This is a genomic window from Dietzia sp. NCCP-2495 (genome assembly GCF_026011735.1).
Classification (GTDB): Bacteria; Actinomycetota; Actinomycetes; order Mycobacteriales; family Mycobacteriaceae; genus Dietzia.
Genome location: NZ_BRVN01000022.1, coordinates 39,763 through 52,546, shown reverse-complemented (window position 1 = coordinate 52,546; position 12,784 = coordinate 39,763). Strand labels below are relative to the sequence as shown.

9 protein-coding genes are annotated in these 12,784 nt (G+C 69.8%); 1 reads left to right on the top strand and 8 read right to left on the bottom strand.

Annotation, left to right across the window (positions count from 1 at the left end; all coding sequences use genetic code 11):
- From OPF83_RS14750 to purB, 4 genes are all read right to left on the bottom strand, one after another.
- Positions 1–2,135, bottom strand: a 2,135-nt coding sequence (locus OPF83_RS14750) for a S9 family peptidase (protein WP_264888338.1), incomplete at its 3' end; no start/stop codon positions are given.
- Positions 2,136–2,236: 101 nt separating this feature from the next.
- The gene (locus OPF83_RS14745; protein ID WP_264888335.1) at positions 2,237–3,127 is read right to left on the bottom strand and encodes a phosphoribosylaminoimidazolesuccinocarboxamide synthase; all 891 of its coding nucleotides are present in this window, start codon (positions 3,125–3,127) and stop codon (positions 2,237–2,239) included.
- A gap of 84 nt (positions 3,128–3,211) precedes the next feature.
- Entirely contained in the window at positions 3,212–4,072 is an 861-nt protein-coding gene (locus OPF83_RS14740) for an alpha/beta hydrolase (protein WP_264888334.1), read from the bottom strand.
- 228 nt (positions 4,073–4,300) lie between these two features.
- Positions 4,301–5,731, bottom strand: coding sequence for an adenylosuccinate lyase (gene purB, locus OPF83_RS14735; protein WP_264888332.1), 1,431 nt, complete (start codon positions 5,729–5,731; stop codon positions 4,301–4,303).
- 202 nt (positions 5,732–5,933) lie between these two features.
- Here purB and OPF83_RS14730 point away from each other — a divergent pair, with 202 nt between their 5' ends.
- A complete protein-coding gene (locus tag OPF83_RS14730; protein ID WP_264888330.1) occupies positions 5,934–7,817 on the top strand; it encodes an HNH endonuclease signature motif containing protein in 1,884 nt (627 codons plus the stop codon).
- 46 nt (positions 7,818–7,863) lie between these two features.
- Here the strand turns inward: OPF83_RS14730 and OPF83_RS14725 are convergent, their stop codons facing one another.
- The 4 genes from OPF83_RS14725 to OPF83_RS14710 all read right to left on the bottom strand — a co-directional run bounded on the left by OPF83_RS14725 (position 7,864) and on the right by OPF83_RS14710 (position 12,635).
- Complete coding sequence (locus OPF83_RS14725) at positions 7,864–8,007, bottom strand: hypothetical protein (RefSeq protein WP_264888328.1); 144 nt, start codon at positions 8,005–8,007, stop codon at positions 7,864–7,866.
- An 84-nt stretch (positions 8,008–8,091) separates the two neighbouring features.
- On the bottom strand, positions 8,092–9,282 hold the full coding sequence (locus tag OPF83_RS14720; protein ID WP_375546276.1) for an aminotransferase class I/II-fold pyridoxal phosphate-dependent enzyme: 1,191 nt from the start codon (positions 9,280–9,282) through the stop codon (positions 8,092–8,094).
- Between the two features lie 4 nt (positions 9,283–9,286).
- Positions 9,287–10,843 (bottom strand): family 43 glycosylhydrolase, encoded by a 1,557-nt coding sequence (locus tag OPF83_RS14715; protein WP_264888326.1) that lies wholly within the window; start codon positions 10,841–10,843, stop codon positions 9,287–9,289.
- Positions 10,844–10,958: 115 nt separating this feature from the next.
- The gene (locus OPF83_RS14710) at positions 10,959–12,635 is read right to left on the bottom strand and encodes an AMP-binding protein (RefSeq protein WP_264888324.1); all 1,677 of its coding nucleotides are present in this window, start codon (positions 12,633–12,635) and stop codon (positions 10,959–10,961) included.
- Positions 12,636–12,784: the final 149 nt, after the last annotated feature.

The window sequence follows — 12,784 nt, the reverse complement described above, 5'->3', positions numbered from 1 at the left end:
CACGCGTATTCGAACGCTATCTGACGCCACCGCTCGTAGCGCCCGGAGACGCCGCCGTGGCCGGCGCTCATCTCACAGCGCAGCAGCACCGGCCGCTCCGCGGAGTTGGCCGAGGTCGACACCTCGCGCAGCTTCGCCACCCACTTGGCGGGCTCCACGTACAGCACGCGGGTGTCGTTCAGCGAGGTCACCGCCAGAATGGCCGGGTAGTCCTTGGCCTCGATGTTCTCGTACGGCGCGTAGGAGGCCATGTAGTCGTAGACCTCCTCGTCGTGCAGCGGGTCGCCCCACTCATCCCACTCGATGACCGTGAGCGGCAGCTCCGGCATGAGGATCGAGGTGAGTGGATCGACGAACGGCACGACCGCCTGGATCCCCGCGAACAACTCGGGAGCGAGGTTGGCGACCGCGCCCATGAGCAGGCCACCCGCGCTGCCACCCTCGGCCACCAGACGATCCGTAGCGGTGAGCCCGGACTCGACCAGGTGCCTCGCGCACGCGACGAAGTCGGTGAAGGTGTTGCGCTTGGTCAGGGTCTTGCCGTTCTCGTACCAGAGTCGGCCCATCTCCCCGCCGCCCCGGACATGCGCCACGGCGTAGACCATCCCCCGGTCCAGCAGCGACAGCCGAGCCACCGAGAATCCGGGGTCCATGCTTGACTCGTACGAGCCGTACCCGTAGATCAACGTCGGCACCTGCTCGCCCGCGTCCACCCTGGCGGCGGTGTCGACGGACATGACCAGCGAGAGCGGCACCCGCGTGCCGTCCTCCGCGGTGGCCCAGTCACGACGCTGCACGTAACCCGACGGGTCGTACCCGCCCAGTACCTCCTGCTCGCGCAGCAGGGTCCGCTCGCCCGACCCCAGGTCCATCGAGTAGACGCGACCGGGCGTGACGAACGAGCCGTAGCCGTACCGCAGCACGGGGGTCCGCCACTCGGGATTCGACCCGACGCCAGAGGTGAACAGCTCCTCGTCGAACTCCACGGGCTCGAACTCGCCGTACGCGTCGGCGCCGGTGTCGGTGTCCGGGTCCAGCGGCATGAGCGCGAACCTGGGCAACGCCCCCTCGCGGTAGCTCAGTACGAGCACCCGCTCGAAGGCGTCCACTCCCTCGACCCGGACATCGTCACGGTGCGGCACCAGCGTGCGCAGCTCGCCGAAGTCCCCGATCGGCCCGACCGGAGCCTCGCCGACCGTCGAGTTGGGCGCCCCTGCGTTGTGGGTGACGATGAACCGGTCCTCGCCGCCCACCACCGCGTGCTCCACGTCGTACTCGACGCCCTCCTCGCGCGGACGGACGCACCAGAAGTCCCCTGCGGGATCGCCGGAGTCGAGGCACCACACCTCGGTGGTGATCTTGGACCCGATCGCTATCTGCAGGAACTTCTCGCTGCGGGTCTCGCCCACACCGATCCAGTAGGACTCGTCCGGTTCGTGGAACACCGTGACGTCGTCGTCACGACCCGATCCCACGCGGTGCCGCCACACGGTGTCCGGTCGCCACGCCTCGTCGACCGTCACATAGAACACATAGTCGCCGTCCCGCGACCACGTCACGCCCGCGGCGATGCCGGGGATCTCGTCCTCCGGCGCCGTGACCTCGGGGTCCAGCGACCGGAAACGCAAGGTGTAGCGCTCGTCGCCCTCGACATCGACCGACCACGCCAGCATGCGACCGTCGTGACTGACGGAGAACGCGCCCAGCGCGAAGTACCCGTGTCCCTCCGCCTCGACATTGCCGTCCATGAGCAACTGCTCGTCCGGCAGCTCAACGCCGGGCGAGACCTCCGGCGGGACCCAGCCCGCGGGGTCCGACTCGTCGGCCACGAACTCGGCCGGCACGGGCACGCGGCAGTGCTGCGCGTAGGACTTGCCCTCGATGGTGCGCGAGAAGTACCACCAGCCGCCCGAGCGCACGGGAACCGACATGTCGGTCTCCTTGACGCGGGAGCGGATCTCCTCGTAGACCGCGTCCTCGAGCGGCTTGAGGTCGGCGGTCAAAGCATCGGTGTAGGCGTTCTCTGCCTCGAGGTACTCGCGGGTCGCCGGGGCGTCCTTGTCGCGCATCCACTCGTAGTGGTCCTCGAAGACCCGGCCGTGGTGCTCGCGCCGGTGCAGGCGCCGCTCGGCCACCGGCGGGGTGGGTGCGGGCGCGCCGGCGGCGGTGGGTGTGCCGGTGTCGGGGGCGCCCGAGTCAGGGGTGCCGGTGTCAGGTGCGTCGAAAGTGGACTCGCTCACGCGTCGCCTCCGATCCAATCAGCGAACTGCAGACCCGAGATACGCTCGTACGCCTCGATGTACCGCGCACGCGTCGCCTCGACCACCTCGGCGGGCAGCGGCGGCGGTGGCGTGTCCGAGGCCTTGTCCCAGCCCGACTCAGGGCCGGTCAGCCAGTTGCGGACGTACTGCTTGTCGAAGCTCGGCTGCACCTTCCCCGCCTCGTATCCCTCCGCCGGCCAGTACCGCGAGGAATCCGGGGTCAGCACCTCGTCCGCGAGGATCAGCTCGCCTCCGGAGACACCGAACTCGAACTTGGTGTCCGCGAGCAGCACACCGCGCTGGGCCGCCATCTCGGCGGCGCGCGAGTAGACCTCCAACGTCGCGGCGCGGAGTCGCTCGGCCATCTCGTCACCGACGATCTCGGTGAGCCGGGAGAACGAGATGTTCTCGTCGTGGTCCCCCACCGCCGCCTTGGTTGCCGGCGTGAAGATCGGCTCGGGCAGCTTGCTGGCCTCGACCAGCCCCTCGGGCAGCTCGATGCCACAGACCGTCCCCGACTCGCGGTACTCGACCATGCCGGACCCGGTCAGGTAGCCGCGGGCCACGCACTCGGCCTGCACCATGTCCAGCCGGCGGACCACCATCGCGCGGCCCAGCACCTCGGCGGGGATCCGCTCGTCGTCCATCGGCCCGGCCAGATGATTGGGCACGTCCAGCGCGTCGAAGAAGTACGCGCTCATCGCGGTGAGGACGCGGCCCTTGTCCGGGATCGGCGTCTCGAGAATGTGGTCGTACGCCGAGATGCGGTCGGTGGCCACCATGAGCAGCGTGTCCGCGTCGATCTCATAGAGCTCCCGGACCTTGCCGGCGGCGAGATGGCGATAAGTGGAGAGGGCAGGTCGCATGAGGCCAGCGTAGCGGCCGCCCCGGACACCGTTCCCTCGGGCGACGGGCCTCAGTCCCTCGCCGCCACCGCGCCGAGCCGCCCCTCAGCCCAACCGCGCGTCGAGCCAGGCCCCCAGCGCCTCGTAGGCCTCGTCCGCGCAGAGATCGTTGAACAACTCGTGCATGCCGCCCTCGATCTCCAGGTACGTGATCTCAGGCCGCGGATCATGGGCGCTGCCGGCCTCGAGGGCGAACCTGCGCGACCCGGTGGGCGCGGTGATGGGATCCGCGCTGCCGTTGAGGACGAGAGTAGGAACACGCAGTCCGGGCGAGCGCTCCAGCAACTTCTTCCCGCCCGCGAGCAGAGAGCCCGCGGACAGTGCGGGGACGCCGGCGTGGTGGACCAGCGGGTCCGACTCGTAGTCCGCGATGTACTCGGGGATGCGGGAGACCTCCTTCGCGTCGAGATTCTCCACCGGGAGGAAGGGCAGCAGTCGGGCGATGACCGGCGCGATCGCCTTGAGCACGGCCGGCGAGTTCTCCCCCACCGCCAGGCCCGGCGAGGACAGGACGAGCCCCGTCAGATCCCAGGGGCGACGGAGTGCCGACTCCCCGGAGATGAGTCCACCCATCGAATGTCCCATGAGCAGCCGCGGGAGGTCCGCCGTTGAGTCCCCGGCCTTCTCCGCCCAGCCGATGACGGCGTCGCGGACCGCGAGGTTGTCCTGGATATGGGTCTCGACCGCGACCCGCGCCCGCGGTCCCGGCGCCGTCCCGTGACCGCGCAGGTCATAGGTCGCGACGGTGATCCCGCGGTCGTTCAGGAAGGAGATCATCTTCCCGTAGCGGCCGGAGTGTTCGCCGAAGCCGTGAACCAACAGCAGGAGGGCCCTGGGGGTGTCCGCCCGGTGGATCGCGACCTGCAGGCCGCCGGTTCTGGGCACGGGGAGGATCGTCTGACTCATGGGCGCAACATTAGCGCCCGGCCCCGTGCGTGTGACGGACTTCAGGCGGCGCCGGTCTGATCGTGGCCCGCGCTCCCGGTGTCACCCGGAGAACGCGGACGCCGGCGTGCGCCCACCCGCCGGCGTCCGCGGACCTCGTCGTCGTCGCTCTGCCCCCGGCCCCACGGCGAGACCCGCGGCGAGCAGCCGTGACCGGACCTGACCAGACCGGACCTGACTCGACCAGACCTACAGGATCGCGCCTGGCGTGTAGCCCGCCGCCTCCGGGTACCGCGCGATGAGGGCCTCGGCGCGCGCGACCACGGCGTCGACCTGGTCGGCGGCCGCACCGATGAACGCGGCACGATCGGCGAGTGCGGCCTCGAGCGCCTCACGGTCGAGCGGCAGGCGGTCGTCGGCGGCGAGACGATCGATGAGGTCGGGCTCGCGGCCCTCCTCCCGCATCGCCAGGGCCACGGCCACGGCGTTCTCCTTGATGGCCTCGTGCGCGACCTCGCGGCCGACGCCGGCGCGCACCGCGGCCATGAGGACCTTGGTGGTGGCCAGGAACGGCAGGTAGCGCTGGAGCTCCTTGTCGATGACGGCCGGGTACGCGCCGAACTCGTCCAGCACGGTGAGGAAGGTCTCGAACATCCCGTCCAGCGCGAAGAACGAATCCGGCAGCGCGACGCGACGGACCACGGAACAGAACACGTCGCCCTCGTTCCACTGCGCGCCCGCGAGCTCGGCCGCCATGGATCCGTAGCCGCGCAGCACGACCTGGAGGCCGTTGACGCGCTCGCAGGACCGGGTGTTCATCTTGTGTGGCATGGCCGACGAGCCGACCTGGCCCGGCTGGAACCCCTCGGTGACGAGCTCGTGACCAGCCATGAGGCGGATGGTCTGCGCGAGCGAGGACGGTCCGGCACCCAACTGCACGAGCGCGGAGACGACCTCGTGGTCCAGCGAGCGCGGGTAGACCTGCCCGACCGAGTCGAAGGTGCGGGAGAACCCGAGGTGGGTGGCGACGCGCTGCTCGAGCTCGGCCATGCGCGAGGCGTCACCGTCGAGCAGGTCGAGCATGTCCTGCGCGGTGCCCATCGGCCCCTTGATCCCCCGCAGCGGGTAGCGCTCGAGGAGGGACTCGACGCGCTCGATCGCGACGAGCAGCTCGTCGGCGGCGGAGGCGAAGCGCTTGCCGAGGGTGGTGGCCTGGGCGGCGACGTTGTGACTGCGGCCGGCCATCACCTGGTCCCGGTGGGAGGCCGCGTGCTCGCCGAGTCGATGGACGGCGGCCACGGCGCGGTCACGCATCAGCTCGAGCGAGCGGACGACCTGGAGCTGCTCCACGTTCTCGGTGAGATCGCGGCTGGTCATGCCCTTGTGGATGTGCTCGTGGCCGGCGAGGTCGTTGAACTCCTCGATGCGCGCCTTCACGTCGTGGCGGGTGACCCGCTCACGGTCCGAGATCGACGCCAGGTCGACCTGATCGATCACGGCCTCGTACGCCTCGATCACCCCGTCGGGGATGTCGATTCCCAGGTCACGCTGGGCGCGGAGGACCGCGATCCACAGCTGACGCTCGAGCACGATCTTGTACTCGGCGGACCACAGGGTGGCCAGATCGGCGCTCGCGTAGCGCGAGGCGAGGACATTGGAGATACGAGGCTTGGCGGTCACGGGCTCGATTCTCTCACGAGACTCCGACACCGGCTCTCGGCGTCGTCCCCCCGCCCGAGTGCCCGTGCGCTCCCCGGCCACACCGACCGGAAATCCGCGCGAGAAACGTGCAGAAAATCCTTGCGGTGTCGAAAATGTGTACGTAGTCTAGAACGCAGATTCGAAGCACGTTTATAGTTCGATCCGACCGGGGAGGTGACTGATGGGGAACGAGTACGACGACGACAAGGTCACCATCCACTCGCTCGCCACCTCCTCTCCGACCACGTCCTCCACCCCGACAAGCGCGCCGGCAGAGGCGGCATCAGAGGTACAAGCAGGCGCGCCACTGGACCCGTTGGGTGCGGCCAACGCGGCACTACGCGAGAGCTGGGAAGCGGAGAACCGCGCGTCCGGCCTGCGGCTCGTGGCGGCGCACACGGTCATGGCCCAGTGCGTGATCGACCCCGTCTGCGCGGACGCTGCCGACGAGCCCCGGCCCGGCTACGGAGTCGTCGACCCGGAGCTCATGGCCGCCACCCACCTGGTCCGGATGCTGTCGATCTCGTCCACCCGCGCCAGGTTGATGATCTCCTTCGCCGCGGACCTGCATTTCCGCTACCCGGCCCTCCTGGAGTCGATGCTCGCGGGCCTCATGGAGCAGAAGGTGGCCCGAGCGCTTGCCCTACAGATGTCCAATGTCGACGAGAGCGTGCTCGACGAAGTCCAGAAGCGGGTGGTCGAGGACTACCTCGACCGGCTCGCTGCCGGCGAGCGTCCCAATATCAACGATGCCAAGGCTCACGCGGACCGAATCATCATCGACATGGACCGGGACGCGGTCCGCCTGCGGAAGGACGATGCCGCACGCGCCAGGGGCGTCCGGATCAACAAGGGCCAGGACGGGATGACCACCGTCAACGCGACCCTCCGTTCGGACGAGGCGGCAGTCCTTGCCGAGGCACTCGACGAGCAGGTGGAGCTCGACCGTGAGGCAGAGAACGCCGCCCGGGACACCGCCCGCGCCGAGGCTGAATCCTCAGGCGAGCCAGAGCCCGATTCCACCGACGATGAGGGCTACACCGAAGCACAGCGTCGCGCGGACGCCCTCATGTCAAAGGTCTGCGGCGGTCTCGGCCCCGCTCACGGCGGCGAACCCGAGCCCGGCCCCGGCGGAGACACGGACGGCTCCCCCTCCGGAGGCAGCGGCGGCAATGGCGGAGGCGCTGGCGGCAACACCACAGGCGGTGGACTCTCCCTCCGTCCGCGGATCACGGTCATCACCAATCCGACCGGCGGAAACGTCCCGGATGGTTCGCACCTCAGCGAGGCCGGCGTCGAGTTCCCCCGGTCCGGCGAGGCCGCCATCGAGTCCCTGCTGGCAATGCTGAAGCTGGCCGACAATACGGTCATCGAGAGCGTGGACCCCACGATCGGCGCCGCGGACTCCGACGAGGAATCACTGCGATATCGCCCCGGCGCCGCACTCGCCCGCAGGATCAGACTCCGGGACGGCACGTGCCGTCATCCCGGCTGCGCAGTCCCGGCCGAGGCCTGTGATCTGGACCATGTCGTACCGTTCAACCACGACGATCCTGCGGCAGGCGGGCTGACTGTGGAGTGGAATCTGGCCGCCCAGTGCCGGAGCCACCATCGGTTCAAGACCTTTGCTGGCTGGGACTACCGCATGGAGCCCGACGGCACGCTCGTCCTCACCTCACCGGACGGCGAGACCATGTACACCCGTCCCACCGGTCCACTGGCGAGATATCGCCTGGCCCGGGAGCGTGCCGAGGCCGGCGCCTGGGACGGCTACCGCGACTATGACCCCGCCCCGCACGACACGAGCGGCAAGGGGCTTCCTGGAGAACTCCGCGCCGACGCCGTCACGGAGAGACACCGCCGAGTGGCGAGAGCTGCCCGACGCGCTCGGAGGCAGTCGCACGGTGCCGCGACCTGGGCACAGCCGTTCACCACGTGCGTTGCGCACCACGGGACCGCCGAAAGCACCACCCACGGCACCACCGAGTACCAGCGGCAGTACGACGAGCTCAACGCTAAGCGCCGCCCGCACTCAGCCCAGCAGGGTGACGAGCCGCCGGTCTAGTCGCGGCCGGCTCGTCCTCCGATGCGGGTCAGGACACCGTCGCGGGTCAGGACACCATCGAGCCGCCGGTCGAGGCGTTGAAGATCTGCGAGGCGTTCATGTAGATCTGCTCTGTCGTGAGTGGCCCCTGGAAGAGGAGCCACGGACGAGTGATGTAGACGCTGGCGGTGATGATCTCGGCGGAACCCATGCGCCGACGGTAACCCGCCGAGCCGCCGGACAGGGCTGCCATCATGAGCTGCGAGTCCCAGCGGCCCGGCCGCCCGGAACCTTACTAGCCCAGCACCGCCTCGAGCCGGTCCAGCGCCTCGGCGACCTCCTCGGTACCTCCGGCGAAGCTCAGCCGGACGGTGTGGCGGCCGTCGACGGTGTCGAAGTCGACGCCGGGCGTCAGCGCCACCCCGGTCCGGTCGAGGATCTCGGCGCACCATGCCACGGAATCGTCGGTCCAACGCGAGGCGTCGAAGTACGCGTAGAAGGCGCCGTCAGGCGGGGCGATCTCCCCCACGCCCAGCTCCCCCAGCCGACGCAGGACGAGCTCGCGATTGCGGGCGTACCGCTCGACGTGACCGTCGAGCTCGGCAGCGGACTCCGGGGTGAACGCCGCAACGGCCGCGAACTGCGCATCGGCCGGCGGGCAGATGGTGAGGTTGCCGATCAGGCGGTCGACGGGATCGCGCAGATACTCGGGCAGCAGCATCCAGCCGATCCGCCAGCCGGTCATGGAGAAGTACTTCGACACCGAACCCATCACCACGGCGTTCCGGCTGGACTGCCAGGCGCTCGCACACTCGCGGCCGTAGGTGACGCCGTGGTAGATCTCGTCGCTGACCAGCAGCGTCCCGTGCTCGTCGCACCAGCCCGCGAGCGCCGCGAGCTCCTCCGCACCGATGATGGTGCCGGTCGGGTTCGCGGGGCTGGCCACGATGAGTCCCGCAGGCGCGTGCCCGAGTTCGGCGGTCACCGCCTCGAGTTGCGCCACCGTCGGCTGGTAGCGGGTCTCGGGCCCGCACGGGATCTCGCGCACGTGGCACCCGAGCGCCTGCAGCGTGTTGCGGTAGGCGGGGTACCCCGGCCGCGCCATGACCACCACATCGCCGGGGTCGAACGCGGCGAGGAACAGCACCGTGAAGCCGCCCGAGGATCCGGTGGTGACGACGACGTCGTCGGCCGACACCTCCACGCCGTCCCGCTCCCGGTGATACGTCGCGATCGCCTCGCGCAGGGGGCGGATGCCCAACGCCTCGGTGTAGCCGAGGATCTCCGTGTCGAGGGCGTGATGCGCGGCCGCCAGCACCGGGCCGGGCGCAGGGGTCGAGGGCTGCCCGGCGCAGAGGGAGATCACGTCACCGTGGGTCTCCTGGCGGCGGGCTGCGGCGGCGAGGACGCTCATGACGTGGAACGTCTCGACGGCCGAACGGCGGGACGGGTCGCGGGGCACGGGCATGACGGTGAGGGTAGTCATCAGTTCAGCTTCCGAACGACCCCGACCCCGTACTCGACCCCGAGCCCAACCTCGACCCCGACCCTGTACCCGACCCCACCGGTACAGACCCGAGTGCGCCTGAGCCGAGAGAGCCCAGCGAGAGCGAGCCGTCTCCGGCCACTTCGAGTCCGAACACGGCCAGTTCCTGCGCCGGGCCGCCGGTGGTCCCGACCGAGATCACCAGCTCATACGAGCCGGCGCCCAGCTCGCCTGTCCGCAGGGTGAGCGCCCGCTCCAGTGACGCGCCCGCCGCGACGGTCACCGGGACGACGGCCACCGGAACGGCGTCGCCCCCGCCTTCATCGGTCACCAGCTGCACCGGGGTGCGCACCATGTCCGGTCCGGTCAGGTCCGCCCGGAGATCTCCCGAATACTCGGGCCCGGTCGACTGCACCAGGACTGTCAGGTCGACCAGCTCGTCGTCGTCCACTCTGTGCGTCACGTCCCCCACCGCGGTGAGGCGGACGGGGAGGTCGACCACGGGATCGGACGGACGCAGGGTCGACGGCGTGCCGTCACCCACCCGCGGCCACATTCCGGTGGTGCCCGGTACCGTCTCCCAGTCGATCCGGTCGATCATCATGTACCGCCGCTGGACCCCGTTGGGCAGGACGGCGCTGCCGCGCGGGGCAGCGTGGTAAAGCATCCAGTCGGTCCCGGCGTCGTCGGTCGCTACGTCCACGTGACCCGGGCCGACCCAGTCGTCGTCACCGTGCAGGATCACGTCCCCCGAGTCCGGTTCGTGCAACGGGCGTCCGCCGCTGTCGACGTACGGCCCCATGAGGTCATCCGCGCGGCCGCCCAGCACGCGGTACTGCGAGCCCTCGCCGTCACAGCACAGGCCGGCGCTGGTGAACAGGTGCGTGTGACTGTCCCGGGCGAGCACAGTCGGAGCCTCTACGCCTGTACCGGCGATGAGCACGGGGTCACCCTCGAGCGCGGTCCCCTCGGCGTTCATCGGCACCGCGTGAATCCCCTCGAAGTTGCCCATGAGCATTACCGGGCCGATCTCGGTGAACACGACCTCCGGATCCATGGGATCGAGGACCTCGCCGCGGTACTCGCCGTGGCACACGATCGGCCCGGAATCGTGGGTCCAGGGCCCCTCGAGGCCCGGCGCACTAGCGCGACCGACACACGGCTCGATGCCACCGGTGGTGTAGTACATGACCGCGCCCGAGTCGGCCACGTGGACGTCCGGCGCCCACAGGAACGACCCCGCCGGGGCCCACGCCGGGAGGGAGCGGAACGCATTGCCCACATACTCCCACTCGACCAGGTCGAACGAGCGGAAATGCGGGATCACCCGGTAGCCGGCACCGTCGGACCAGTCGTCGGAGGACGCGTACACGTGATACGCGCCATCCGCGCCGCGCAGCACGGTCGGGTCCGGGGCGACCGACGAGATCGCGGGATTGGCCGACGCCGGGGCCGCGGCAGCGGTAGTGGCGGTAGCGGTGGTAGCGGCTGTGGAGGTGGAGATGACCACGACGGCGAGGGCGGCAGCCCCGACACGGCGGGCACCGGAGCGAGAAGACATGACTGCGAAGATAGCGCCCCGCACCAGGGAATGTGAGTCATTCCTTAGTGCGGGGCGCTGGTCTGCCCGGGTCGGCCTGGCCGGATCAGGCTTAGCCGAATCAGCCCTGACCGGATCAAGCCTGTGCGGCGCGCTCCTTGCGGAGCAGGAAGCGCTGGATCTTGCCCGACGGGGTCTTGGGTAGCTCGCGGACGAAATGGACCTTGCGGGGGAACGCGTGGGACGCGAACTCGGTCTTGACCCACTTCTGGAGTTCGGAGACCTTCTCGTCGTCGTCGACAACTCCCTCGCGCAACACGACGTAGGCCTCGAGGACCTCGCCCGCCAGGTCGTCGGGGACGCCGATCACGGCGGACTCGAGCACGTCCGGGTGCTGCGCCAGGACCGACTCCACGTCGAACGGCCCGATCCGGTAGCCGGACATGAGGATCACGTCGTCGTCGCGGCTGGAGAAGTAGAAGTGGCCGTCCTCGTCGAGCTTGGCGGCATCGCCGGTGTAGTACCAGCGTCCGTCGGCACTGAAACGCTCGGCGGTCTTCTCCGGCGCCTCGTGATACCCGGTGAACCACATGAGCGGGCTCGCGGGCACGTCGATCGCCACGCGGCCGAGCTCACCCGCCGGGGCGGGCTCGTCGGAGTCCGCGGCGAGCACGGTGCAGGCCCAGCCCGGCAGGGGCACGCCCATCGAACCGGGACGGACGTCCTCGCGAAGCGCGTCGTGCCACGGGTTGATGATGAACATGCCGTGCTCGGTCTGTCCGTACTGGTCGCGCACCTCCACGCCGAACTGCTTGATCGACCAGTCGATCACCTCGGGCGTGAGCGGCTCGCCGGCCGCCGAGGCGCGACGCAGCGTCACGTCGTTCGGGGCGATGTCGGCCTTGGCGCGCATCGTGCGGTAGACGGTCGGCGCGGCGGCGAAGTTGGTGACCTTGTAGAACTGCAGCACCGCGAACGCCAGCTCCGGCGAGTAGCGGGCGTGCAGCAGCAGGCTGCGGCGACCGAGGGCCAGCGGGCCGAGGATGCCGTAGTACAGGCCGTACGCCCAGCCCGGATCGGCGCCGTTCCAGAACACGTCATCGGCGCGCACGTCCAGACCGGTCTCGATGTACTGGTGGAACGCGGCCAGCGCGCGCACCGGAACCACGACGCCCTTCGGCGTGCCGGTGGTGCCGGAGGTGAACAGCATGACCATGCCGGCATCCGGACCGGTGACCGCGGCGGGCCGGCCGGGCTCCTGCGCCGCGACGATGGTCGCCAGGTCCAGATCGCCCTCGCGGGCCTCGGGGCAGTCGGCCAGGCCCGCCACCACGACGGGGACCGGGGTCTGCTCAATCTTCCCGCGCTGGTCGGCGTCGGAGACGATCACCTTGGCGTCGCCGCCGGTGATCCGCATCTCGATGGCGGGCCAGGCGAACGCCGTGAACAGCGGCATGTGGACCGCGCCCAGGCGCCAGATACCCACCAGGGTGAACACCAGGTCCGCGGACTTGGACATCAGGGTGGCGACCCGGTCCCCCTCGGACACGCCGAGCTCGGCCAACGCGGCGGCGACCTTCTCGGACTCGATCCGCAGCTCGCCATAGGTGATGTCGCGGCTCGACAGGTCGGGGTCGATGATCGTGAAGGCCACGGCCTCGGGATCGTGCCGGTCGCAGAGGAACTCCGCGGCGCTGGCGCCGGGGACGTCATAGATCGCGAGCAGCTGCTCGGGAGACAGGGGCGTGGACGCGGTGCTGGCGGACGCGGCGCCGTCGGACGCGGCGCCGTCGGACGGAGTGTTCTGGGTCATACCGACAGATTGTTCTCTTTCACAGCGCACCGCGCCATCACCACCCACCAACGGGCACCCCCGCTTCAGGATCTGGCGTTCCGCGGGTCGGCGGGTGCACTCTAATGAAAGGTCAGAACCCTGCCTGTCCCTGCCCTTCAGTTTCCCCT

Bases quoted from the DNA above. Each gene is read 5' to 3' on its own strand.
- OPF83_RS14715 (WP_264888326.1), bottom strand. From the start codon at position 10,843: ATGTCTTCTCGCTCCGGTGCCCGCCGTGTCGGGGCTGCCGCCCTCGCC.
- OPF83_RS14710 (WP_264888324.1), bottom strand. From the start codon at position 12,635: ATGACCCAGAACACTCCGTCCGACGGCGCCGCGTCCGACGGCGCCGCG.
- OPF83_RS14745 (WP_264888335.1), bottom strand. From the start codon at position 3,127: ATGCGACCTGCCCTCTCCACTTATCGCCATCTCGCCGCCGGCAAGGTC.
- OPF83_RS14720 (WP_375546276.1), bottom strand. From the start codon at position 9,282: ATGACTACCCTCACCGTCATGCCCGTGCCCCGCGACCCGTCCCGCCGT.
- OPF83_RS14730 (WP_264888330.1), top strand. From the start codon at position 5,934: ATGGGGAACGAGTACGACGACGACAAGGTCACCATCCACTCGCTCGCC.
- OPF83_RS14725 (WP_264888328.1), bottom strand. From the start codon at position 8,007: ATGGGTTCCGCCGAGATCATCACCGCCAGCGTCTACATCACTCGTCCG.
- OPF83_RS14740 (WP_264888334.1), bottom strand. From the start codon at position 4,072: ATGAGTCAGACGATCCTCCCCGTGCCCAGAACCGGCGGCCTGCAGGTC.